The 21,701-nt window shown below is 70.4% G+C and carries 21 protein-coding genes; 7 read left to right on the top strand and 14 right to left on the bottom strand.

Annotated elements, in window-relative coordinates:
• Positions 1-252 precede the first annotated feature (252 nt).
• Positions 253-1,110: a class A beta-lactamase gene (bla, locus tag H7965_RS21465; RefSeq protein WP_186772627.1), complete on the top strand. Its 858-nt coding sequence runs from the start codon at positions 253-255 to the stop codon at positions 1,108-1,110.
• Positions 1,111-1,191: 81 nt separating this feature from the next.
• Here the strand turns inward: bla and H7965_RS21460 are convergent, their stop codons facing one another.
• From H7965_RS21460 to H7965_RS21450, 3 genes are all read right to left on the bottom strand, one after another.
• Positions 1,192-2,400: an ABC transporter substrate-binding protein gene (locus H7965_RS21460; protein ID WP_186772626.1), complete on the bottom strand. Its 1,209-nt coding sequence runs from the start codon at positions 2,398-2,400 to the stop codon at positions 1,192-1,194.
• Between the two features lie 261 nt (positions 2,401-2,661).
• Entirely contained in the window at positions 2,662-3,849 is a 1,188-nt protein-coding gene (locus tag H7965_RS21455) for an acetoin utilization protein AcuC (protein WP_456308191.1), read from the bottom strand.
• A 35-nt stretch (positions 3,850-3,884) separates the two neighbouring features.
• Positions 3,885-4,874, bottom strand: a complete 990-nt coding sequence (locus H7965_RS21450) for a TRAP transporter substrate-binding protein (RefSeq protein WP_186772625.1) — start codon at positions 4,872-4,874, stop codon at positions 3,885-3,887.
• Between the two features lie 133 nt (positions 4,875-5,007).
• Here H7965_RS21450 and H7965_RS21445 point away from each other — a divergent pair, with 133 nt between their 5' ends.
• Positions 5,008-5,514 carry a cupin domain-containing protein gene (locus H7965_RS21445; RefSeq protein ID WP_186772624.1) on the top strand — a complete coding sequence of 169 codons (507 nt, stop codon included), beginning with the start codon at positions 5,008-5,010 and terminating at the stop codon, positions 5,512-5,514.
• 9 nt (positions 5,515-5,523) lie between these two features.
• On the opposite strand, the gene H7965_RS21440 is transcribed toward H7965_RS21445, so the two are convergent.
• From H7965_RS21440 to H7965_RS21430, 3 genes are all read right to left on the bottom strand, one after another.
• Entirely contained in the window at positions 5,524-6,918 is a 1,395-nt protein-coding gene (locus tag H7965_RS21440) for an MmgE/PrpD family protein (protein WP_186772623.1), read from the bottom strand.
• Positions 6,919-6,923: 5 nt separating this feature from the next.
• A complete protein-coding gene (locus tag H7965_RS21435; protein WP_186772622.1) occupies positions 6,924-7,247 on the bottom strand; it encodes a 2Fe-2S iron-sulfur cluster-binding protein in 324 nt (107 codons plus the stop codon).
• Positions 7,248-7,345: 98 nt separating this feature from the next.
• Complete coding sequence (locus H7965_RS21430) at positions 7,346-8,326, bottom strand: Bug family tripartite tricarboxylate transporter substrate binding protein (RefSeq protein WP_186772621.1); 981 nt, start codon at positions 8,324-8,326, stop codon at positions 7,346-7,348.
• A 122-nt stretch (positions 8,327-8,448) separates the two neighbouring features.
• On the opposite strand from H7965_RS21430, the gene H7965_RS21425 reads away from it, so the two are divergent.
• The 3 genes from H7965_RS21425 (at position 8,449) to H7965_RS21415 (ending at position 11,200) form a co-directional block, all read left to right on the top strand.
• On the top strand, positions 8,449-9,234 hold the full coding sequence (locus tag H7965_RS21425) for an SDR family NAD(P)-dependent oxidoreductase (RefSeq protein ID WP_186772620.1): 786 nt from the start codon (positions 8,449-8,451) through the stop codon (positions 9,232-9,234).
• A 79-nt stretch (positions 9,235-9,313) separates the two neighbouring features.
• Positions 9,314-10,102, top strand: a complete 789-nt coding sequence (locus tag H7965_RS21420) for a cyclase family protein (protein WP_186772619.1) — start codon at positions 9,314-9,316, stop codon at positions 10,100-10,102.
• Positions 10,103-10,222: 120 nt separating this feature from the next.
• Complete coding sequence (locus H7965_RS21415) at positions 10,223-11,200, top strand: Bug family tripartite tricarboxylate transporter substrate binding protein (RefSeq protein ID WP_186772618.1); 978 nt, start codon at positions 10,223-10,225, stop codon at positions 11,198-11,200.
• A gap of 57 nt (positions 11,201-11,257) precedes the next feature.
• Here the strand turns inward: H7965_RS21415 and H7965_RS21410 are convergent, their stop codons facing one another.
• Complete coding sequence (locus tag H7965_RS21410) at positions 11,258-12,223, bottom strand: Bug family tripartite tricarboxylate transporter substrate binding protein (protein ID WP_186772617.1); 966 nt, start codon at positions 12,221-12,223, stop codon at positions 11,258-11,260.
• Complete coding sequence (locus H7965_RS21405; protein WP_186772616.1) at positions 12,223-13,335, bottom strand: S-(hydroxymethyl)glutathione dehydrogenase/class III alcohol dehydrogenase; 1,113 nt, start codon at positions 13,333-13,335, stop codon at positions 12,223-12,225. The genes H7965_RS21410 and H7965_RS21405 overlap by 1 nt, the downstream gene beginning before the upstream one ends.
• Before the next feature lie 175 nt (positions 13,336-13,510).
• Between H7965_RS21405 and H7965_RS21400 the strand changes: the two genes are divergently transcribed.
• A complete protein-coding gene (locus H7965_RS21400) occupies positions 13,511-13,720 on the top strand; it encodes a hypothetical protein (RefSeq protein ID WP_186772615.1) in 210 nt (69 codons plus the stop codon).
• 130 nt (positions 13,721-13,850) lie between these two features.
• Here the strand turns inward: H7965_RS21400 and H7965_RS21395 are convergent, their stop codons facing one another.
• The gene (locus H7965_RS21395; RefSeq protein ID WP_186772614.1) at positions 13,851-14,273 is read right to left on the bottom strand and encodes an ester cyclase; all 423 of its coding nucleotides are present in this window, start codon (positions 14,271-14,273) and stop codon (positions 13,851-13,853) included.
• A gap of 93 nt (positions 14,274-14,366) precedes the next feature.
• Positions 14,367-14,780, bottom strand: a complete 414-nt coding sequence (locus H7965_RS21390) for a DUF3597 domain-containing protein (protein WP_186772613.1) — start codon at positions 14,778-14,780, stop codon at positions 14,367-14,369.
• Positions 14,781-15,407: 627 nt separating this feature from the next.
• Between H7965_RS21390 and H7965_RS21385 the strand changes: the two genes are divergently transcribed.
• Complete coding sequence (locus H7965_RS21385) at positions 15,408-16,103, top strand: DUF1028 domain-containing protein (RefSeq protein WP_186772612.1); 696 nt, start codon at positions 15,408-15,410, stop codon at positions 16,101-16,103.
• Here the strand turns inward: H7965_RS21385 and H7965_RS21380 are convergent.
• The 4 genes from H7965_RS21380 to H7965_RS21365 form a co-directional block, all read right to left on the bottom strand.
• Positions 16,091-17,713, bottom strand: coding sequence for a hydantoinase B/oxoprolinase family protein (locus H7965_RS21380; RefSeq protein ID WP_186772611.1), 1,623 nt, complete (start codon positions 17,711-17,713; stop codon positions 16,091-16,093). The two genes, H7965_RS21385 and H7965_RS21380, sit on opposite strands and share 13 nt — an antisense overlap.
• A complete protein-coding gene (locus tag H7965_RS21375) occupies positions 17,713-19,782 on the bottom strand; it encodes a hydantoinase/oxoprolinase family protein (RefSeq protein ID WP_186772610.1) in 2,070 nt (689 codons plus the stop codon). Before H7965_RS21375 ends, H7965_RS21380 begins: the two co-directional genes overlap by 1 nt.
• Before the next feature lie 13 nt (positions 19,783-19,795).
• Positions 19,796-19,957 (bottom strand): hypothetical protein, encoded by a 162-nt coding sequence (locus H7965_RS21370; RefSeq protein ID WP_186772609.1) that lies wholly within the window; start codon positions 19,955-19,957, stop codon positions 19,796-19,798.
• Positions 19,958-20,266: 309 nt separating this feature from the next.
• Positions 20,267-21,508, bottom strand: a complete 1,242-nt coding sequence (locus H7965_RS21365) for an ABC transporter substrate-binding protein (RefSeq protein ID WP_186772608.1) — start codon at positions 21,506-21,508, stop codon at positions 20,267-20,269.
• Positions 21,509-21,701: the final 193 nt, after the last annotated feature.

The following is a 21,701-nucleotide window of genomic DNA, read 5'->3' as shown; positions in this document are numbered from 1 at the left end:
AAACGACGCCTCGGCTCGGCTCTGAGCGCTCGCAGCGGTGCCGCGCAGGCGCGCGAAATCATCCTGCGGGTCCTCACCCACAACCTGATGCTCCTCAGGTCGCCCACCACAGGGTTTCAACAATGCAACATGAACGCAAAAGGAGTCATGTGAAGTTGGCATGATGGGGCGGGTGGCCTGGTGGCAGCGGCTTGCCTCGGCCCCCGGACCACACCTATGCCACGCCCCCGCATGCCGAAGGGGGAGCCCACAATGATCTCACGCCGAATGCTGAGCGGCGCGCTGCTTGCCGCGCCCGTGCTGCCGGCCCGGGCCGCTGATCGTCAGGCGACGCTCCGCCAAGGTCTGTCCGCGCTGGAACGCCGCCACGGCGGCCGCCTTGGCGTCGCGCTTTTCGATACCGCGGGCGCCGAGCCGCTCGCGCAGCGTGGCGAGGAGCGCTTCCCCATGGCCAGCACCTTCAAGTTTCTCGCCGCCGCCTGCGCCCTGGCGCGAGTGGATCGGCAGGAGGAGAGCCTCGGCCGCCGCATCATCTATGGGCGGGAGGCGCTGGTACCCTATTCCCCGGTCACCGGGCCGCATGCCGGCGCCGCGGGGATGACCGTCGCCGAACTCTGCGACGCCGCGGTAACCCTCAGCGACAATACGGCGGGGAACCTGCTGCTCGCCAGCTTCGGCGGGCCGGCGGGGCTGACCGGCTGGCTGCGCTCGCTTGGTGACGAATTCACACGGCTGGACCGGTGGGAAACCGCGCTGAACGAGGCGACGCCGGGCGATCCGCGCGACACCACCACGCCGCTGGCCATGCTTGGGCTGATGCGCCGGCTGCTGGTCGAGGACACGCTCTCGGCTGACTCCTGCGCGCAGCTGACTGCCTGGCTGGTGGCCTGCCGGACCGGCGACAAGCGGCTGCGGGCCGGGGTACCGAAGGGCTGGCGGGCCGGCGACAAGACCGGCAGCGGCGGGCACAATACGACGAACGACATCGCCATCCTCTGGCCGCCGAGCCGCCCGCCGATCCTGGTCGCGGCCTATTACACCGGGGCGCAGGCGTCGGATGAGGAGCGGAACGCGGTGCTGGCGGAGGTCGGGCGCCTCGCTGCGGGCTGAAGGCGGAGCGCTGCCCCGCGCCCCGCTTGGGGGGGACGAGCGTCCCCCCCCCAGCCCCCGGCCTGGGTTTGATGACCGGCTTCAACCTGCCAGGAGCTTGCAGGTACTTGCCGAAAGCGGCGGGAAGGCCTGATCGCCGGGGATGCGCTGCAGGGGCTTGAGGATGTCCCATGGGCCGGTGGAGTCGGCCAGGCTCTTGACCTGCAGCACGAACATGTCGTGCACCATAAGCCCATCCTGTCGCACCACGCCGTTCCGGGCGAAGAAGTCGTTCACCGGATTGGCGCGGATCCAGGCCATCACCGGGTCCGGGTCGGTCGTCGCCGTCGCCGCCACTGCCTTCAGGTAGTGCGAGACGGCGGAATAGAGTCCGGCATGCAGCATGTTGGGCTTGACCTTGCGCCGCGCAAAGAAGCGTTCGGCGAAGCGGCGCGTTCCTTCGTCGAGGTCCCAGTAATAGGCCAGGGTGAGGATCAGCCCCTGCGCCGCCTGCAGGCCAAGGGCGCGGACATCGCTGTCGTACATCAGCAGCGCGGCGAGCTTTTGCCCGGCCGCCGTCAGCCCGAAATCCGCCGCGCCCTTGACGACGTTCTGCGCATCCGGCCCGGTGCTGGCGATGGCGATCACCTTGGCCCGGCTCTGCCGTGCCTGCAGCAGATAGGACGACATGTCATTCGAGTTGACCGGGTGCCGCACGCTGCCCAGCACCTGGCCGCCAGCCTGGCGCACCATGGCGGACGCCGCAGCTTCCAGCGAATGGCCGAAGGCATAATCCGCGGTGATGAAGAACCAGCTGTCATGGCCCTGGGACAGCAGGGCCTTGACCGTGCCGGCCGACAGGCCGCTTGCGGTGAAGGTCCAGTCGATGCTGTAGGGCGAGCAATCCTCATTGGTCAGCGCATCACTGCCGGAGGCGGTAACCAGCGAGATGCGCTTGCGGTCCCGCCCCAGCGCCTGCACCGCCAGCGCGACCGAGGAAAGCGGCAGGTCGGCGATCACCGACACATCCTCATTGTCATACCAGCGGCGGGCGATCGAGACGGCATTGTCCGGCCGGTTGAGATGGTCGGCGGCGACGATCTCGACGCGGCGGCCGGCCACGCTGCCGCCGGCATCCTCGGCTGCCATCCGCGCAGCTTCGACCGAACCCGGCCCGACGATATCCATGAAGGGGCCGGACAGGTCGGTGAGCACGCCAACCTTGATGGAACCGGGCGTGTTCTGCGCGAAAGCAAGACCCGGGGCCGCCGACAAGGAAAGCAGGGACAGGTTCAGTGCACGGCGATTCATATTTGGGGTTTCTCTCCGCTGATTTTTTGGTTTGATTTTTCGTATTGCAGTATTGGCAATCAGCTCCACCATGACTGCGGCTGGATGCTGTGGTCGGAAGCAGCCAAGGTCAAGCCGAGGTGGTGGCATTGCGCCCGACCGGGCGGTCCCGCTTCGGCCCTGCATCGGCTGCATGGCTGAGGCTGCGGTGCGGGCAGGAGGCCGCAGACCTCCTGCCGATGCGGTGCAGGGCGGTGCCGCAGCGGGGCGCGGCGCTCATGCCTAGGGCATTGGGGAGGGCAGGCCGGTCAAGGCAAGGCCGGTGGGATGCAGCCTGCACGGCGCAACCGCGGCCGGCGGCAGGTCGCGCACCGCCGCCACCGCAACCCGCTGCACCGCCGCGCGCACCACCCCCGGACGCGGCGCATCCCGCAGGGTGGTGAACCAGGCCTCCGGCGGGTTGCGCCCGGCGGCGCGGTGGAAGGCCAGGCCGCGCAGCACCGCCTCGGCCGCCGGCGGCAGGCGCTCCGGCGGCTCAAAGCCGTTCAGCACGCCCCAGGCGCCGGCCCAGCAGCGCGCGACGCTCCATGGGTTGTAGCCGCCGCCGCCGAGCAGGATGAAGCGTGGTGCCAGCCCCATCAGCGCCCGCACCACGCCCCAATGGGCGTTGTTCGACAGCGCGAGCCGCGACAGCGGATCCTCTTCGAGCGCATCGGCGCCGCATTGCAGCATGATGGCCTGAGGCCGCAGGCGCCGGGCGATCGGCAGGACCGCCTGGTGCAGCAGCCAGAGCATCTCGGAATCGTTGAAGCCGGCCGGCACCGGCAGGTTCCGGGCATGGCCGCCAGCCCGGTCCTCCACCCGCCCGGTGAAGGGCCAGCGATCCGCCTCGTGCACCGAGAGAGTGAAGACCCGCGGGTCCGCGGCGAAGGCCAGTTCCACGCCATCGCCATGATGCGCGTCGATGTCGACGTAGAGGATGTTGTCGAGTCCGGCGTCGAGCCATTCCAGCAGCCCGAGCACCGGGTCGTTCAGGTAGCAGAAGCCGCTGGCCCGGTCGCGCAGCCCATGGTGGGTGCCGCCGCCCGGTACATGGGCGATGCCGCCGCCGGCGGTCAGCCGCGCCGCCAGCATGGTGCCGCCGGCACCGGTTGCGGGGCGGGAGAAGATCTCGCGGTAGACCGGGTTGCCATGGGCGCCGATGTGGAAGCGCGCGCGATCCTCGGGCGAGACCTGCTGCGTCGCCTCGGCCCGCTGCAACGCCGCGACATAGGCCGGGTCGTGGAACCGGGTGAGCGCCTCGGGTGTCGCCAGCGGCGAGGGGATCCAGCCGCCCGGCGGCAGCCAGCCAAGCGCCGCGATCAGGTAGAGGGTGGTGGAGACCCGCGGGATGGCCAGCGGGTGCTTCGGCTCGTAGGAGGAATGGCGGTAGATCTCCGAGCCGATCAGCAGCGGGTGCATGCCGCGCATATGCGCCCGCTGCCGCTCAGGGCAAGACGCGCGGGTTACTTCAGCGCGGCGCGGTAGCGCTCCAGCATCTGGGTGCCCTCGGGGCCGGCGCGCTGCACCCATTCGGCGGTCTGGGTCTCGCCGATGGCGCGCAGTTCCGACATCATCTGCTCGGATGGCGTCGGCAGCTGCATGCCTTGGCTACGCAGCCGGTTGGCCATGGCCACCTCGGCCTCCTTCGCCATTGTCTTGCCGCGCTCCGCCGCGGTCGCCGCGGCGGCGAGCAGCGCGGCGCGGCTCGGCGGATCCAGCGCCGCCAGAGCCCGGCTATTGGCGAAGACCGCATTCCGCGTGCGCATCCCGCCGACATTGTACCAGTAGCGGGTGAAGTCCCAGGCGGTGACGTTCACCCCGGTCTGCGCCGAGGTGAACATCGACTGGATGACATTGGTGGCGAAGGCCTGCGCCACCTCGGCGGCCTGGACCGTCACCGGCGTCGCGCCCATCAGCTCCGCCATCCGGGCGGTGACATTGTTGTAGGCGCGGAAGCGGGTGCCGCGCAGATCCTGCACGCTGCGCAGCTCGTTGCGCGCGTAGAAGCCCTGGGCGTCCCAGTGCACCATGTAGAGCAGGGTCAGCCCCTGGCGCTCCAGCCGGGTGCGGATGAAGGGCTCGGTGGCGGCGTTGAGCGCCTCGGCCTGCGGCCAGGTCCAGGCGAGGAAGGGCACGCCATCCACCTCGAAGAATGGGTCCTCGTTTGCATAGGCCGAGAGCAGGATCTCGCCGAGCTGCACCTGGCCGGTCTGCACGCCACGCTTGATCTGCGCCATCGGCAGCAGCGAGGCATTGGGGTGGAGCTGGATCGTCAGCCCGCCCCTAGTCGCGGCCTCAACATCGGCGATGAACTGCCGGATGTTCAGCGTGTGGAAATTCTCCGCATAGGGGGTCGCCATCACCCAACGGGTCTGGGCCCGGGCGGGCAGGGCGCAGGCGAGGCCGAGCGCCAGGCCCCAGACCAGTCGCACGGCAGCGAGTCTCGACAGCATCGGATCACTCTCCCAGCGTGGTTCGCCGTTGCAGCGCAGTCTCCCGCCCGAAGCGTTTCATACCCGGGACGCTATCCGCAAGCCTTGCCCGTGGGTGCCGGCAACGCCCATGCTCTGCGGCAGGAGGCCCGCCATGCCCGACGCCACCCCTAGCCCCGCCCGCCTCGTCATCCGCCAGCCGGAGGAGGCGCCGAGCTTCTGGCAGCCGGTGCCAGCCAATGGCTTCGTCCGCTGCCTGCTGGACAGCGCGACGACCGGCGCGGAGACGCCCTTCGCCATGGGCACCCAGACCGTCGACCCTGGCTGCCATGTGCGGGAACACCTGCACGATGCGAATGAGGAGGTGATCTTCGTCCTGGAAGGCGAGGGCGAGGCGCGCATCGAGGGCGCCAGCCATCCGATGCGCCAGGGAAGCTGCTTCTTCTTCCCGCGCAGCCGCGCGCATTCCTTCCACAACACCGGCGCCGGCCCGCTGACCTTCGCCTGGATCATCCTGCCCGGCGGTCTGGAGAGCTTCTTTGCCCGCATCGGCCGCCCGCGGAGCGCGGACGAGGCGCCGCCCGCGCCCTTCCCACGGCCGGAGAACGTGCTGCAGATCGAGGCGGAGACGGTGTTCGGGACGCTGCCGGGGAAGGGCTGAGCGGCAGGCTCAGCCTGTAGCGGCCAGCAGCCCGGTCAGGGCTGCGGTACTGTCCAGCGTCTCCAGCCGGCCAACCAGCGCCGCCACCTCATCCGCCTGCGCTTCCGTCAGCATCCCGGCGACATTGGCGCGGAACTTCGCCTCCACCTCCGCCGCCGTCACCGGGTTCTCGGGGCTGGCCCGGCGGTGCAGCACCTCCTGCCGCAGCACCTTGCCATCGGTGGTATGCACCGCCAGGCGGCAGGCGTGGCGGAAGGCGGCGCCCATGGCTTCCAGCCCGGTATCCTCGGTGACCGCGATGCGTGGGATGAAGCCCAGGATGGCGGGATCCTCCAGCCGGTCCTCGCGGTAATGGACGGCGGTCGCCGCGCCATGCAGCGCGGTCACCGCCAAGCCGTAGAAGATGTTCATCTGCGCCGCTGTCACCCCGGCCGGCTTGTAGGGCCAGGCGGTGTGCACATAGGTCATATGGCCGACGCCGACCTTGATGCGGGCGATCTGGGATGCATCCAGCGCGTGCTCGGCCATCACCGCCCGCAGCGCATCCAGCGCGCTGTGGATCGAGGTGACGGAGGGATACATTTTGAAGCCGGTGTTCGCCGTTTCCCACACCTCGCCAAGCCCGGCGGTCAGCTTCGCCGGGATCGGGGTGCGGGCAATGGCCGAAAGGAAGCCGCCATAGGGCGCCTCCAGCACATCGGTGATGCCGGTGAAGCCGCGCCCCGCCAGCGCCGCCGCACGCACGCCGCTTTCCGCGGCGCGACCGGCATGCAGGCGCTTCACCATCGCGCCTTCCTGTGCCGCCATCAGCCCCGCCCCCATCGATCCGGCGATGCCGAGCGCATGCTGCATCCGCCCGGCATCCAGCCCCAGCAGATGCCCCGCCGTCGCCGCCGCGCAGAAGGTGCCGGTGGTGCCCTGCGGATGAAAGCCGTTGAGGAACAGCGCGGTCGTCGCCGCATTGCCGACCCGGGCGCCGACCTCATAGCCGGCGACGATCGCCGCCAGCACCGCCTGGCCCGGCAACCCACCCTCCGCCTCGGCCTGGCCGAGCGCGATGGGAGTGGTCAGCGAGTTCGGATGCAGCACGCTGTCCCTGTGGATATCGTCCATCTCGAAGGCATGGCCCGCCGTGCCATTGCCGAGCGCCGCCTGGGCCAGCGAGACCCGCCGCCCGGTGCCCCAGAGCGTCGCCGCCGGCGCGCCGCCTTCCGCCAGCAGCATGGCATGGACATGCCGGGTCCAGGGCAGGGTGGCGCCATGCAGGCAGACGCCGATGCCATCCAGCAGTGCGAGCTTCGCATGCGCGATCACCGCCGCCGGGATCGCGGCGAAGCGCAGACCGGCGGCGAAGCCGGCAAGGCTGCGGGTGGCGTCAGGCAGCAGGGGCGGGGCGGGGTCCATGGTGCTCAGCCCTGGACCGGCGGGACGTGCAGCACCAGCCCGTCCAGCGCCTCCGTCACCGTGATCCGGCAGCACAGCCGGCGGCCTTCCGGCACCTGGCCCAGCGTATCCTCGATCATGTCCCGCTCATCCTCGCCCGGCGGGCCGACCCGCGCCACCCATTCCGCCGCCACATCCACCATGCAGGTGGCGCAGACCAGCTGGCCGCCGCATTCCGCCGGCAGCCCGGCCACGTCGTGCCGGATCGCGAGGTGCATCACCGTCGGCTCGCCAGCGGTGGCCAGTGTCTGCCGCCCGCCATCCGGCTGCACGAAAACGATCTGCGGCATAGCGCTGCCTCCACCCTGACCTGCCTGGTCGCGTCGCGGCGCATCCTGCGCACCGCGGCCGCGGATGCAAGCCGTCAGGGCGGCCCATGGCTGTGGTGCTACTCCGGCTTCAGCCCGGCGAGCTGCACCGCGCGCCGGGCCAGCTCCCGCTCCACCTCCAGCGCCTTGGCGAAGCCGCCCGGAGTCTGTTCCTCCGGCGTGGCAATGAGGTTGCCGATCGCTTCGACCCTGGCGCGCACCGCCGGATCGGCCAGCGCCGCGGCGAAGGCCGCCTGCAGCCGGGCAATTGGCCCGGCCGGGGTCGCCGCCGGCACCAGCAGGCCGATGAAGGAGGTGATGCCGCCGCCCTCCAGCCCGACCTCGGTGAAGCTCGGCACATCGGGCAGCAGCGCGATGCGCTCGGGCATGCCGATGCCGAGGATCTTCAGCGCGCCGTCGCGGTGCTGCGGCAGGGCGGTGGTGATCTGGTCCACCGCCGAGGACAGGGTGCCGCTGATCAGATCGGGGGTGGACGCGCCGCTGGCGCGGTAGGGGATATGCACCAGCCCGGCGCCGGTCGCCGCGTTCAGCAATTCGATCAGCAGGTGGTTGGTGGTGCCGACGCCGGCCGAGGCGCAGCTCACCTGGCCCGGCCGCGCCTTGGCATCGGCGAAGAAGGCCGCCAGGGTCTGCTGCGGGTAGCGTGGCGAGACGACCAGCACATTTGGGGTGCGGAAGCCGAGGCCGATCGGGACGAAATCCTTCACCGCATCATAGGGCATCCGCACCATCAGCAGCGGGTTGTTCACCAGCGAGCCATTCGCTGCGACCAGCACGGTGTAGCCATCCGGCGCGGCGCGGGCGACCGCCTCGGCGCCGAGGTTGCCGCCGGCGCCCGGGCGGTTCTCGATGACCACCGGCTGGCCGAGCTTCTGGCTCATCATCGGCGAGACGATGCGGATCAGCGTGTCGAGATTGCCGCCGGCACCGAAGGGAACCACCATTCGAACCGGCCTTTCCGGCCAGCCGGCCTGGGCAAGCGCGGGGCGGGCGAGCGGCGCCAGGGCGGCGGCGATGACGGCGGTACGACGTGTAAGCATGGCAGTTTCCCAGGGAATCGTTGCGCGCAACCTGCGCCGGCTGGCACTGCGTTTCAAGCCGTCGGTTTCAAGCCGCGCCGCGGCGGTGCAGTCTGCGTGCCCACGCAAGGAGGAACGCATCGATGGGCTACGCGGCATTCGACCTGACCGGCAAGGTGGCGCTGGTCACCGGCGGGAATGGCGGGATCGGCCTCGGCATGGCGGAGGCGCTGGCCCAGGCCGGCGCCGATATCGCCATCTGGGGCACCAACGAGGCCAAGAACGCCGCGGCGAAGGCACAGTTGGAAGCGACCGGCCGCCGCGTGCTGGCGCTGCGCTGCGACGTCTCCGAGGAAGAGCAGGTGGAGGCGGCCTTCGCGGAGACGCTGCGGGTGATGGGCCGGGTCGATGGCTGCTTCGCCAATGCCGGCATCTCCGGCGGCCGCTCCTCGCCCTTCCTGGAGCGCACCAGGGAACAATGGGACCGGGTGCTGCGGGTCAATCTGACCGGCGCCTTCCTCACCTTCCGCGCCGCGGCGCAGCACATGAAGGCGCGAGCCGACGCCGGGGACAAGGGCGGCGTGCTGGTCGGCACCGCCTCGCTGGCCGCCATCGAGGGCGCGGCGCGCAACGAGCATTACGGCGCCAGCAAGGGCGGCATGGTCTCCATGGTGCGGGCGTTGGCGGTGGAACTGGCCCGGCACGGCATCCGCGCCCATTCCATCCTGCCCGGCTGGATCGAGACGGAGATGACAGCGCGCTCCGTCGCCGATCCGAAATTCGCCGGCAACGTGCTGCCGCGTGTGCCGATGCGGCGCTGGGGCACCGGGTCGGATTTCGGCGGCATCGCCGTCTACCTGATGAGCAGCGCGAGTGCCTTCCACACCGGCGATACGCTGGTGATCGACGGCGGCTATTCGCTGTTCTAGCCTCCGCGGCGAACAACGGGGGAGGGGGCGAGGCCATGATTGCGCCGCCCCGAACCAGCCTCAGCTTGAGGAGACGCCCATGGCCCGCCGCTTCATCGACATTTCCGTCCCGCTGAAGGCCGGGATCAAGAGCGACCCGCCCGGCATGGAGCCGAAGATCCAGTACGTCGACCACCACCAGTCGGCGCCCCGCATGGCGGAATACATGGGCGTGCCGGTCTCCGCCCTGCCGGAAGGCGAGTACGCCGCGGTGGAGCGGGTGGAGATCAGCACCCACAACGGCACCCATCTGGACGCGCCCTACCACTACTTCTCCCGCATGAACGAGCGGCTGAAGCCGGGCGGGGAGCCTTCCTGGCGGATCGACGAGGTGCCGCTGGAATGGTGCCACAATCCCGCGGTGAAGCTCGATTTCCGTCACTTCGAGGACGGCTATGTGGTGCAGCCGGATGATGTCGAGGCGGAGCTGAAGCGGATCGGCCATACGCTGCGGCCGCTTGAGATCGTCGTGGTCAACACCCGCGCCGGCAGCCGCTACGGCGAGGATGACTACATCGACAGCGGCTGCGGCATGGGCAAGGCGGCGACGTTATGGCTGCTGGAGCGCGGCATCCGCCTGGTCGGCACCGATGGCTGGTCCTGGGACGCGCCGTTCAGCCACACGCGGCGCCGCATCCGGGAAGGCGGCGACCCGTCGCTGATCTGGGAAGGCCATCGCGCCGGCCGGGAGATCGGCTATTCGCACATCGAGAAGCTGCACAATCTGGAAGTATTGCCGCCGGATGGCTTCCAGGTGGTGTGCTTCCCGGTGAAGGTGCATCGCGGCTCGGCTGGCTGGACAAGGGCGGTGGCGATCATCGACGAGTGACGGGAGCCGGCGGCCGGATGGCCGCAGCGGCGCGGATGCGATAAAGCCCTCCGGTCCGCCGGCCCGGTGCAGCACGCCGGGCCCCGCCATCCTGGCGGCAACCACTCTGAGGAACGTCGCATGTCGCCTAGCATCACCCGCCGTGGCCTGGCGCCGCTTGCCCTGGCCGCCGCGGCCCTGCCGCGCTTCGCCATCGCCCAGCCGGCATGGCGGCCGAACCGCCCGGTGCGCATCATCGTGCCCTTCCCGCCGGGGGGCGCCACCGACATGCTGGCGCGGCTGGTCGCCCAGGGGCTCGGCAACCGGCTCGGCCAGCCGCTGGTGGTGGAGAACCGGCCGGGCGGCGTCGGCGTGGTTGCCACCCAGAACCTGCTCGGCGCGCCGGCCGATGGCCATGCGCTGATCTTCGCCACCTGCGACACCCATACGATCATGCCGGCCGCCAACCCCCGGCTGCCGTACAATGCCGCGGAATTCGTGCCGGTGACCGGCGTGGCCACGACGGTGATGGCGCTGATCGCGCGGCCCGGGCTCGGCGTCACCAATGTTCAGCAATTCCTTGAACGCGCCCGTACCGCAAGGCCGGGGCTGGCCTATGGCTCCTACGGCGTCGCCACCGTCTCGCATGCGGCGGGTGAGATGCTGAAGCAGGCCAGCGGCATCGACATGACGCATGTGCCCTATGGCGGCGCCGGGCCGGCGATCCTCGCCGTCACCGCCGATCAGGTGGATTGCACGGTGGTGCCGGTCGCCGTCGGCAATCCGCAGCGCAGCCGTTCGGTGATGCTCGGCGTTGCCTCCGCCGAGCGTTTCCCGCTGGTGCCGGAAGTTCCCACCCTGACCGAGCTCGGCCTGCCGGTGGTGGCGGATGCCTGGATCGGGCTGCTGGCGGCGCCCGGCACGCCGGGTACGGTGGCCGAGAGCCTGCACGCCGCGGTGGCCGAGGTGCTGGCCACCAGCGACTTCGCCGAGACGCTGCGGAGCAACGGCTTCAGCCAGCAAGGCTACGGCCCGGCGCGGTTCGCCGAACACCTGAGGGCCGAGCGCGCGCGCTGGGGCAAGGTGGTGCGCGAGGCCAGGATCACCATCGAAGGCTGATCCCCGGCCCGGCAGGCACGGGGTGGATCGGGGGCAAGGCGCCCCCGACCGGTCCGTTCAATCGGCCCGCATCCCCGCCGCCCGCACCACCGGCGCCCAGCGGGCGCGGTCGGCGGCAAAGTAGCGGCCGAAGGCTTCCGGGCTCTCGCTCGGCTCCACCTCGGCGCCGCCCTCCAGCAGCTTCCGGCGAATCTCCGGCTCGGCCAGCACCTCGTTAAGCACCGCATGCAGGCGGGCGATGCGGTCCGGCGGGGTGCCGGCGACGGCCAGCAGGGCGAACCAGGTGCTGGCCTCGATCTGCGGGAAGCCTTCCTCGGCCGTGGTCGGCAGATCGGGCATGACGGCGCTGCGGCGGGCGCCGGCGATGGCGAGGGCCCGCAGCGAGCCGGCCTGGACATGCGGCTGCATCGGCGCCAGCGCATTGGTGAAGACCGGTATCCGCCCGGCCAGCACGTCGTTCAGCGCCGGGCCGGTGCCGCGATAGGGGATGTGGTCCATCTCCACCCCCAGCACCTGGGCGATCATCGCCCCCGCCGCATGGCCGGTGCTGCCGACGCCGGGGGAGGCGTAGGAGAGCGGCGGCTTCGCCGCCTTCGCCACCGCCTGCAGCTCCTTCAGGCTACGCACCGGCAGGGAAGGATGCACGACGATGACGTTGGGACCCTGGCATATCATGCCGATCGGCGCGAAGGCCGTCGCCACGTCATAGGGCACGCGGGCCTGCACCAGGCTGGTGATGGTCAGGCTGCCGCTGCCGCCGAGCAGCAGGGTGTAGCCGTCCGGCGAGGATTTGGCGACGACATCCGATCCCAGCATGCCGCCGGCGCCGCCGCGATTCTCGATGACGATCGGCTGGCCGAGCTTCGCCGCCATGGCTTCCGTCACCAGCCGGCCGACGATGTCGTTGGTGCCCCCCGGCGGCCAGGGGATCACGAGGCGCAGCGGTCTGTCAGGCCAGGCCGGCTGCGCCTGCACCAACGCCGGAGCGGCGACCAGCCCGGCAAGGAGTGCTCGACGATGCATCAGTAGATCACCACCGAGCGGATGCTCTCGCCTTTTTCCATCAATTCGAATCCGCGATTGATCTGATCCAGCGGCATGGTGTGCGTGATCAGGCTGTCGATGTCGATCTTCCCCTGCATGTACCAGTCGACGATTTGCGGTACATCGGTCCGGCCACGCGCGCCGCCGAAGGCGGTGCCGCGCCAGTTGCGGCCGGTGACGAGCTGGAAGGGGCGGGTGCTGATCTCCTCGCCGGCACCAGCGACGCCAACGATGATGCTCTCGCCCCAGCCGCGATGGGTGCATTCCAGCGCCTGGCGCATGACCTTGGTGTTGCCGATGCACTCGAAGCTGAAATCGGCGCCGCCGCCGGTCAGGTCAACGATCGCCTGTACCACCTCGTCGACGCCGATCTCGCTCGGGTTGATGAAATGGGTCAGGCCGAACTTCCGCGCCATCGCCTCCCGCGCCGGGTTGAGGTCGATGCCGATGATCTTGTCGGCGCCGACCATGCGGGCGCCTTGCAGCACGTTCAGCCCGATGCCGCCGAGGCCGAACACCGCGACATTGGCGCCCGGCCAGACCTTGGCGGTGTTGATCACCGCGCCGACTCCGGTGGTCACGCCGCAGCCGATGTAGCAGATCTTGTCGAAGGGGGCGTCTTCCCGGACCTTGGCCAGGGCGATCTCCGGCAGCACGGTGAAATTGGCGAAGGTCGAGCAGCCCATGTAGTGCATGATCTGCGCGCCGTCGCAGGAGAAGCGGCTGGTGCCGTCCGGCATCACCCCGCGGCCCTGGGTGGCGCGGATCGCGGTGCAGAGGTTGGACCGCCGCGACAGGCAGGTTTTGCACTGCCGGCATTCCGGCGTGTAGAGCGGGATGACATGGTCACCCGGCTTCAGCGTGGTGACGCCGGCGCCCACCTCACGGACGATGCCGGCACCCTCATGGCCGAGGATGGCCGGGAACAGCCCCTCGGGGTCGCGGCCACTGAGAGTATATTGGTCGGTGTGGCAGATGCCGGTCGCCATGACTTCGACCAGCACCTCGCCGGCCAGCGGCCCGCCGATCTCGATGGTCTCAATCGAAAGCGGCTTGCCGGCCGCCCAGGCCACCGCAGCGCGAGTCTTCATTGCAGCCAATCCCCTTGCCCGCCGAGGTCACATGACAAGGCGCCAATCTGGCGCCAAGCCGCGCCGCGGTCCAGGATGATCGGCGGGCGACGGGCCGCCAGTCGCCAGGGGAAACCGGGGCGAACGGCCCTCCGCGCCGGGCGTTTCGGCGCCAGCCCGCCGGAGGATCAGCGCGATGAGCGACAGCTACATGCAGGAACAGGCCGAGGCGCTGGCCCAACACCTGCGTCTGACCGACAGCAAGACCGGCCATGTGGAGGCTACCGCGGATGGCTTCCACGTCTATGTCCGGCGCAAATGGCCGGGCAAGCAGATCACCAGCTGGGACGGCCTGCCGGTGGAGTGGCATGAGAACGTCGGCACCCACAAGGCGGCGAACCGATAGTTCCAAAGCGTCTCAAACGCCGGGCGGCCCGCATCCGCAGGCCTTGGCTCCGCGCCACTGAGCGGCGCGAAGAAGCACGCTCGGACCGGCCAAGCACTGGGTCATTGACATCAATACGGGCCGCACCGGCTCAACCCGGGATGGTCCCGAGCGCCCGCGCCAGCCCCAGCCGGTCCCACTCATCCCAGGCCTCGCGGATCGTCCCGTCCTCGATCCTGGCCAGCGACATGCCGGTGATGGTCACGCGGCGCCCGGTCGGCGGAATGCCGAGGCCGTCGCCGGTGTGGGTCATGCTCGCGGTCCAGCGCCCGGCCACCATCGAGCCGGCCTCGACCACCTCATGCACGGTGATGGCAATATCGGAAAAGCTGTCGAGGTAGCGCTGCAGGAAGGCCTTGAAGGCTTCCGGGCCGACAATATCCGTGCCGCTGTCGCCGAGCGAGTGCAGCAGCGTATCCGGGGCGAAATAACGTTCCACCCGGCTTGGGTCGCGCCGGTTCCAGACCTCCTCGAACCAGCGCCGCAGAGTCTCCGCGGGCGAAGGTGGCGCCATGGCTTGATCCTCCCTCCAGGGGCCGGACCATGGCGCCAGCCGGCTGGAAGGCCGAACCCCTGGCGCCCGGGATCGGGTGCCAGGACCGGGCCGCTAGCGCCGCAGATCCTCCGGTACCTTGCCGCCATTCTCCGCCAGCTTCTGCATCACTTGGCGGTGCAGCCACATGTTCATCGCCGCGCTGTCCGATGGATCGCCGCTGTAGTGCAACTCCTGCGCCAATTCGCGCCGCGCGGTCTGGCTGCTGTCGAGCCCGAGCAGCTTCATCAGGTCGACGATCGAGTGCCGCCAGTCGAGCCTCTGCGGGTTCTCCCGCGCCAGCCCGTCCATGATGGCGGCGACATCCACCGCCTGCATCCGGGCCGGCGCCGCGTCCGGCGATGGGGCCGGCCGGTCGCCCTGCGGCGCGGCCGCGCCACCGCCGGTAGCCGGGCCGCCCTGCGTGCTGCCGGTCTCGGCCTTGGCCCGGCCGGTGATCTTCTCCCAGATGCTGCCGAAGATGCTCATGCGCCGAACTCCCACTTTCCCCGGCAGCAACGGCCGGCGCGGAGGGGAGTTCAGCCCGGCCCGGCGTCAGGTCACCGCCGGGGTATCCAGGGCCGGAGCGTTGCACGGGGTTCTTCTCGGCCAGCGGCGCATGCTCGACCCGCAGCGCTGGCACCGTCGCCAGTGTACCATGGCCTTCGACCTGCAAGCCGAGATAGGGAAACATCTCCCGCCAGACCGCCAGCAGGCTGGCAGAGGTGACCTCGCCATGCCCGCCGCCGGGGGCCTCCACAGCCTCCATTCCCCAAGCCGAGGGTCAGTGCGGTGCTGAGGCAACACAGCCCCAGCCCGGCGGCGGCGAAGGCGCAGCGGCTGCGGGCCACGATGGAGGAGGTGGTGACGGCCGCGCCAAACAGGCCGGTGGCCGCGCAGCGGGCAATGAGCGAGAAGGCCGTGGTCCATGCCGGCGGCGTGGCGGCCACCTTGCCGTCCCTCAGCCAGAGATCGGCCCCGCGCGCATAGGCGTGGCCCTTGGCGGCAGCGTTCCACACAATCAACAGGTGGCGTGGCGGATCAGGGTGGCCGACCTGGGTTGGTCTCCGGCATTGTCGGGATGATGATGATGCGGCAGGAGCAGGGAGCCACGCCATGACCTTTAGCATCGCCGCGCATTGCCCGGAGACCGGCGCGGTCGGCGTCGCCGTCGCCACCTATTCCCTGGCCTGCGGCACGCGGGCGCGGGCGGCGACGGGCAGGGGCGCGATCATGAGCCAGGGCTTCGCCAGCCCGCCGCTCAGCCTGCTCGGCGTCCAACTCCTGGAGCAGGGGCTTCCGGCGCCCGAAGTGATGGAAGGGCTGCGCGCCAGCGACCCGGATTTCGCCTGGCGGCAGATCAGCCTGGTCGATGCCGCCGGCCGCGCGGTGGGCCACACCGGGCCGCATTGCCGCGGCTGGGCGGGGCAGGCGGCGGGCAGGGGCTGCGTCGCCTGCGGCAATGTGTTGGCCGGGGAGGCCGTGGTGCAGGCGATGATCGCGGGCTTCGAAGGCAGCGCCGGACAGCCGCTGGCCGAGCGCCTGCTGCGGGCGCTGGAAGGCGCCCGCGATGCCGGCGGCCAGCGCGGCGCCGATGGCCCGCTGCCGGAGCGTTCAGCGGCGGTGAAGGTGCATCACGTCGAGGCGCATCCGCTGGTCGATTTGCGGGTCGATTTCTCGCCCGATGCCATCACCGACCTGCGCCGCGCCTCCGACGAATGGCAGCGCATGGCGCCCTATTACGAGCTGCGCTGGCGCAGCCCCGCGACGACGCCGCCGCAGGACGCCTGGATGCGCGCTCAGTCGCGGTAGGGCGCGGCGTCCGTCACATAGCCCTGGGCGATGTCCTGCTCCAGCGCCGCCGGGTCGCGCTCGCGCGGGTCGCCATGGCCGCCGCCGCCCGGCGTCCGCAGCATGACGGTGTCGCCCCGGCCAAGCACGTATTGCCGCTTCGGGTCTGTCTTCTCGCCATTGATCCGGAGTTCGCCCGGTGCGCCGGCGGCGCCGCCCTCGATGCCGAAGGCCGGGAAGATGGTGCGCTCGGCAAGGAAGGAGACGGCGATCGGCGTGTCGCTGAGGGACTCCACCAGGATCTCCTGCCCCAGCCCGCCGCGATGCCGCCCCGGCCCGCCGCTGTCCGGCCGCAACGCCTTGTGGTGGAAGCGCAGCGGCGCGATGTGCTCGCTGATCTCGATGCTGGTGGAGGAGACGTTGGAGGGCCAGGAGAGTGTCGTCACCCCATCGCCCCGCACATTGCCGCCCATGCCGCCATTGAAGAAGAACATGTTGGCGAAGGATTCGCCGTCGCGCACGCCGGACTGGTTCATGCCCCACATGGGCGAGCCGCAGGCGGCCATCACCCGCTCCGGCACCACCTGACCAAGGCAGCCGAAGACCAACATCGGCAGGTAATGCCCGATCAGCATGCGCGAGCCGCCCGAGGCGGGAAATTGCGGATTGACGATGCAGCCCGGCGGCGCGCTGACGGTGATCGGCCGCCAGGCGCCCTCATTGTTCGGCAGGGAGGGGTTGGTGCAGACCTTTACCCCATACATGCACATCGCGTAGGTGTAGCAATAGGCGCAGTTGATGGCGCGATCGACCTGGGCATCGGTGCCGGTGAAATCCATGCTGATGCTGTCGCCGGTGATGGTCAGCGCCATGCGGATGGTCACCGGCACGTCGAGCAGCCCGTCGGTCTGCAACTCGCTGCGGTAGGTGCCATCCGGCAAGGCGCGGATCGCCTCACGCATCGCCGCCTCGCAACGGCCCTGGATCTCGGCGGCGAGATCGGTCAGGTCAGGCAGGCCGTAGTTCCGCATCAGCCCGAGCAGCCGGTCCTCCATCAGATCCAGCGCCACCACCTGGGCCCAGAGGTCGCCCAGCGTCTGGTCCGGGGTGCGGACGTTCTTGCGGATCATGGCAACCAGCGTCTCATCCGCCGTGCCGCGGCGCATCAGCTTGAGCGGCGGGATCTGCAAGCCTTCCTCGAACACCTCGCGCGGCTCAGGGCTGCGGATCTTGCCGCCGATGTCGGGGGAATGCGCGGTGCTGGCGCTGAAGGCCACCAGGCGGCCATCGAGGAAGATCGGCTTCGCCACGGTGATGTCGGGCAGATGCCCGGTGCCGAGCCAGATGTCGTTGGTGATCAGCACGTCGCCGGGCTCCAGCGCCTCCGGCGGATAGGCCTTCAGGAAATGCTTCACCGTCTCCGGCAGGGTGCCGATGAAGCTCGGGATGCTCTCGGTCGCCTGCACCAGCGACTGGCCGCGCGCATCGGTGACGATGCAGGAGAAATCATAGCTCTCCCGCACCAGGGTGGAGAAGCTGGTCCGCACCAGCGCCGCCGCCGCTTCATCCACCAGCGAGATCAGCCGGCGCCAGAGCAGCTCCAGCTCGACCGCATCGAAGCTCCGGGCCATTACGCGATCTCCGCCAGGATGGTGCCATCGGCCAGGACGCGGGCCGTGGCGCCGGGGCCGATGATGAAGGTGCTCTCGTCTTCCTCGAACACCGCGGGGCCGGCGACCTCGGCGCCGGGCGCCAGGGCATAGCGGTCGTAGACCGCCGCCGGCAGGGTCGCGCCGGCATCGGGGAAGAAGACCGCGCGCCTGCCCTTCAGCGCCGCGCCGCCAGCATGCTTCGGCAGGGCGAGGCTGCCGCCGGCGCCGGGCATCGGTGCGGTCAGCGAGAGGCGGAGCGCCACGAACTGCGCCGCAGCGCCCGGCGGCGTACGGGCGAAGAGCTGCCGGTAGGCCTCCTCGAAGGCCTCACGCACCGGCGCCTCGGCCAGGGTATCGGGCAGGGCTACGGTGATCTCGCTACCTTGACCGATGTAGCGCATGTCGGCGAAGCGCCGGACCACCCGGCCTTCTGCCTCGGCACCGGTTTCCCGCAGCACCGAGAGCGCCTCCGCCTCCAGGCCCCGGAAGATCGCCTCCGCCGCGGCGTAATCCGCGCCGGCGAGGGGCGCGTTGAAGCTGGCGACGCGATCGACCCGGGCCGGCGCCATCAGCATGCCGATGGTGCTGCCGGCCCCCGCACCCGGCGGGCAGGCGACGCGGGTGACGCCCAGCTTGCGGGCGACATGCCAGGCATGCACCGGCGCTGCGCCGCCGGTGGCCAGCAGCGCATACTCCGCCGGGATGCGGCCGCGCTCGGCGATCGCCACCCGGGCGGCGCCGGCCATGTTCTCGTTCACCACATCATGCACGCCGAAGGCGGCGCGCTCCGCCGGCACGCCCAACGCCCCGGCCAGCCCATCCAGCGCCACCCCCGCCGCCGCCGCGTCGATCCGCATGGCGCCGCCCAGGAAGAAATCGGCATTCAGATAGCCGAGGGCGAGGTCGGCATCCGTCACCGTCGGCTCGGTGCCGCCGCGGCCGTAGCAGGCCGGACCCGGTTGGGCGCCGCTGCTCTCCGGCCCGACGTTCAGGGTGCCGAGCCCGCTGCGCCGGGCGATGCTGCCGCCGCCGGCGCCGATCTCGATCAGCTCCACCGTGGCGATCTGGATCGGCAGGCCGGAGCCGCGCAGGAACCGCTTCTCCCGCGCCGCCTCGAACCCCCAGGCGACCAGCGGCTCGCCATCATCGACCAGCGCCAGCTTGGCCGTGGTGCCGCCCATGTCGAAGGCCAGCACCCGGCCGAGCCCGGCATTGCGGCCGAACCAGGCGCCGGCCAGCGCCCCGGCGGCGGGGCCGCTTTCCAGCAATTGGACGGGGGCGCGCTTCGCTTCCTCGACATGCGTCAGCCCGCCGTTCGACAGCATCAGGAACAGCCGGCCGGGGATGCCGGCGGCGCGCAGCGCGCCCTCCAGCCGTTCCAGGTAGGTCTCCGCCATCGGCCGCACATAGGCGTTGGCGACGGTGGTGCTGGCGCGCGGATATTCGCGGATCTCCGGCGCGATAGCCGAAGACAGCGAGACCGACAGTCCCGGGAAGCGCCGCGCCACCGCCTCGGCCACCGCGCGCTCATGCGCCGGATTGGCATAGGCGTGCAGGAATACCACGGCGAGGCTCTCGACGCCGGCCGCCACCAGCGCCTCCACCTCGCGCAGCGCGGCATCGAGGTCGAGCGGTACCTCCACCCTGCCGTCCGGCGCCAGCCGTTCGCGCGCCTCGCGCCGCCAGGGGCGGGGGACCAGCGGCTTCGGCATCTCGATGAACAGATCGTAGAGCTCGTATTTCCGCTCCCGCCCGATCTCCAGCGTGTCGCGGAAGCCAGCCGTGGTCAGCAGCCCGGTCTTCGCGCCCTTGCGCTCGATCAGCGCATTGGTGAAGAGCGTCGTCGCATGCACCACGCGGCCGATCGCACCGGGCGCCACGCCGGCCTTGGCCAGCACCTGCCGCGTGCCTTCCATGGCGCCGCAGGCCGGGTCGTCCGGGGTGGTGCTCTCCTTCCAGATCACCGCCCTGCCATCGCGCGGGTCGAGCACGACCAGATCGGTGAAGGTGCCCCCGATGTCGATCCCGAGGGAAAGCGGCGCGGCCATTGCGGAATCCTGTTCAGTCGGCGCGGATATTGCCCGCAGCGGCGACGCCTGCCCAGCAGGCGCGGTCGCGGCGGATGTGCCCGGCGGCGGAGCCGACCAGGATGCGGATGGGATGGCGCGGCTGCGCCCGGGCGCCGGGCGCCGTGAGCAGGGATAGAAGGGAAGGGCGGTGCATGCGGGGGACTTCCCGAGGGCGAGCGGGAGTGTCGAATGGAAACCCCAAGGCGTAAAGTTTTGGGGGCGCTGCCCCCAGGCCGCCGCCGGGGCCGAGGCTCGGCCCCGGACCCTGCCGTGAGTCGGCTGTTGGAACGGCACGCCCATAAATAACGGCGGGTCCAGGGGGGCGATCGTCTCCCCGATGGGGGCCTGGAGGCAAAGCACCGAGCTTACATTAGTAATTCCCAATTCAAAATGATTCAGGGCGCCGGGATCCGGGCGGAATAGGCCGGAGCCCGGCGCGCCAGCCGCGCCAGGCCCCAGCGGTTCAGCCGGCGACCAGCGCGCAGCCACCTTCGGCCTCCGGCCGGAATGCTTCCTCGGTGCCAGTGGTGGCCTGAAGCGCATAATAATCCCAGGGGCCACGGCTTTCCTCCGGGCGCTTCACCCGGAACAAATAGACCGGGTGCAGCTTGCGGCCATCCGGGCGAATGCGGCCTGCGCCGAAGACATCGTCATCGGTCGGCATTGCCTTCATCCGCGCGATGGTGGCGGCGCCGCTGCGCTTTGCCTCGGCGACGCCCATCCCCGCCGCGGCCTTCAAATAATGCATGGTCGCCGAATAGCAGCCGGCCTGGGCCATATTCGGCCGCTGTCCGCCGGTCTTCGGCAGCACCCGCTGGGTAAAGGCGCGAGTGCGGTCGTTCAGGTCCCAATAGAAGCTTTCGGTCAGCAGGAGCCCCTGGGCGGTGGGCAGGCCGATGGCATGGACATCGTTGATGTAGAGCAGCAGCGCCGCCAGCCGCTGCTGGCCACTGCGGGTGATGCCGAATTCGGCCGCCTGCTTGATGGTGTTGACCCCATCCTCCCCGGCATGGGCCAGGCCGATCACCTTGGCGCGGCTGGCCTGGGCCTGCAGCAGGTAGGAGGAGAAATCCGTGGTGCCCGGCGCCGGATGCGCGGCGCGGCCAAGTACCCGGCCACCAGCCTTGCGCACCGCATCCGCCGTGTCGCGTTCCAGCGCATGGCCGAAGGCGAAATTGGCAACGATGAAGAACCAGCTGTCGCCGCCGGTGCGCACCACCGCATTGCCGGTGCCATTGGCCAGCATCCAGGTGTCATAGGTCCAGTGGATGGTGTTGGGCGAGCAGAGGCGACCGGTCAGATCGGCGGTGGCGGCGGAGGAGTTGAGGTGAATGCGGTCCTTCTCCCGGGCGATGCCATGCACCGCCAGCGCCACCGCGCTATTGGAGACGTCGAGGATCACATCCACGCCGTCGCGGTCGAACCACTGCCGGGCGATGTTGGAGCCGACATCCGCCTTGTTTTGATGATCGCCGACCAGCACCTCGGCCCGGATGCCGGGGTTGGCGGCGGCGAATTCCTCGATCGCCTGGCGGGTGCAGGCGACGGAGGTGGCGCCGGCGCCGCCACTGTAGGGGCCGGATTGATCGCTCATCACGCCGATGCGGAGGATGGGCTGGTTGCCGGTCTGGGCGCGGCCCCCGGACAGCGGCAGGACCGCGCCGGCCCCCACAGCGCCGAGCAGATGACGACGTAGCACTGACATGGTGTTTCCTCTGTACTGTTCGGACATCCCGGCCGGGATAGGCGATTGGCCGCGGAGGTGACGCGGCCATGGCCGCGAGAGGGCGTGGGGCGGCGGCGGTGCGGCGCCCTTGGCGGCGTGCCGGGGGGTGGCGCGGGCCTCGTCCCGCGCCACAACCCTACGGCAACCGCCCTGCCGTGGGCCGGTCATCGAA

Origin of the sequence: Siccirubricoccus deserti (assembly GCF_014283215.1) — a bacterium.
In the GTDB taxonomy this organism is placed as follows: Bacteria; Pseudomonadota; Alphaproteobacteria; order Acetobacterales; family Acetobacteraceae; genus Siccirubricoccus; species Siccirubricoccus deserti.
This window is presented reverse-complemented; position numbering and strand designations above follow the sequence as displayed.

Coding starts and splice junctions, on each gene's coding strand:
- H7965_RS21435 (WP_186772622.1), bottom strand. CDS start 7,247: ATGCCGCAGATCGTTTTCGTGCAGCCGGATGGCGGGCGGCAGACACTG.
- H7965_RS21365 (WP_186772608.1), bottom strand. CDS start 21,508: ATGTCAGTGCTACGTCGTCATCTGCTCGGCGCTGTGGGGGCCGGCGCG.
- H7965_RS21425 (WP_186772620.1), top strand. CDS start 8,449: ATGGGCTACGCGGCATTCGACCTGACCGGCAAGGTGGCGCTGGTCACC.
- H7965_RS21395 (WP_186772614.1), bottom strand. CDS start 14,273: ATGGCGCCACCTTCGCCCGCGGAGACTCTGCGGCGCTGGTTCGAGGAG.
- H7965_RS21400 (WP_186772615.1), top strand. CDS start 13,511: ATGAGCGACAGCTACATGCAGGAACAGGCCGAGGCGCTGGCCCAACAC.
- H7965_RS21450 (WP_186772625.1), bottom strand. CDS start 4,874: ATGCTGTCGAGACTCGCTGCCGTGCGACTGGTCTGGGGCCTGGCGCTC.
- bla (WP_186772627.1), top strand. CDS start 253: ATGATCTCACGCCGAATGCTGAGCGGCGCGCTGCTTGCCGCGCCCGTG.
- H7965_RS21455 (WP_456308191.1), bottom strand. CDS start 3,849: ATGCGCGGCATGCACCCGCTGCTGATCGGCTCGGAGATCTACCGCCAT.
- H7965_RS21380 (WP_186772611.1), bottom strand. CDS start 17,713: ATGGCCCGGAGCTTCGATGCGGTCGAGCTGGAGCTGCTCTGGCGCCGG.
- H7965_RS21375 (WP_186772610.1), bottom strand. CDS start 19,782: ATGGCCGCGCCGCTTTCCCTCGGGATCGACATCGGGGGCACCTTCACC.
- H7965_RS21445 (WP_186772624.1), top strand. CDS start 5,008: ATGCCCGACGCCACCCCTAGCCCCGCCCGCCTCGTCATCCGCCAGCCG.
- H7965_RS21415 (WP_186772618.1), top strand. CDS start 10,223: ATGTCGCCTAGCATCACCCGCCGTGGCCTGGCGCCGCTTGCCCTGGCC.
- H7965_RS21410 (WP_186772617.1), bottom strand. CDS start 12,223: ATGCATCGTCGAGCACTCCTTGCCGGGCTGGTCGCCGCTCCGGCGTTG.
- H7965_RS21370 (WP_186772609.1), bottom strand. CDS start 19,957: ATGCACCGCCCTTCCCTTCTATCCCTGCTCACGGCGCCCGGCGCCCGG.
- H7965_RS21385 (WP_186772612.1), top strand. CDS start 15,408: ATGACCTTTAGCATCGCCGCGCATTGCCCGGAGACCGGCGCGGTCGGC.
- H7965_RS21440 (WP_186772623.1), bottom strand. CDS start 6,918: ATGGACCCCGCCCCGCCCCTGCTGCCTGACGCCACCCGCAGCCTTGCC.
- H7965_RS21420 (WP_186772619.1), top strand. CDS start 9,314: ATGGCCCGCCGCTTCATCGACATTTCCGTCCCGCTGAAGGCCGGGATC.
- H7965_RS21430 (WP_186772621.1), bottom strand. CDS start 8,326: ATGCTTACACGTCGTACCGCCGTCATCGCCGCCGCCCTGGCGCCGCTC.
- H7965_RS21405 (WP_186772616.1), bottom strand. CDS start 13,335: ATGAAGACTCGCGCTGCGGTGGCCTGGGCGGCCGGCAAGCCGCTTTCG.
- H7965_RS21460 (WP_186772626.1), bottom strand. CDS start 2,400: ATGAATCGCCGTGCACTGAACCTGTCCCTGCTTTCCTTGTCGGCGGCC.
- H7965_RS21390 (WP_186772613.1), bottom strand. CDS start 14,780: ATGAGCATCTTCGGCAGCATCTGGGAGAAGATCACCGGCCGGGCCAAG.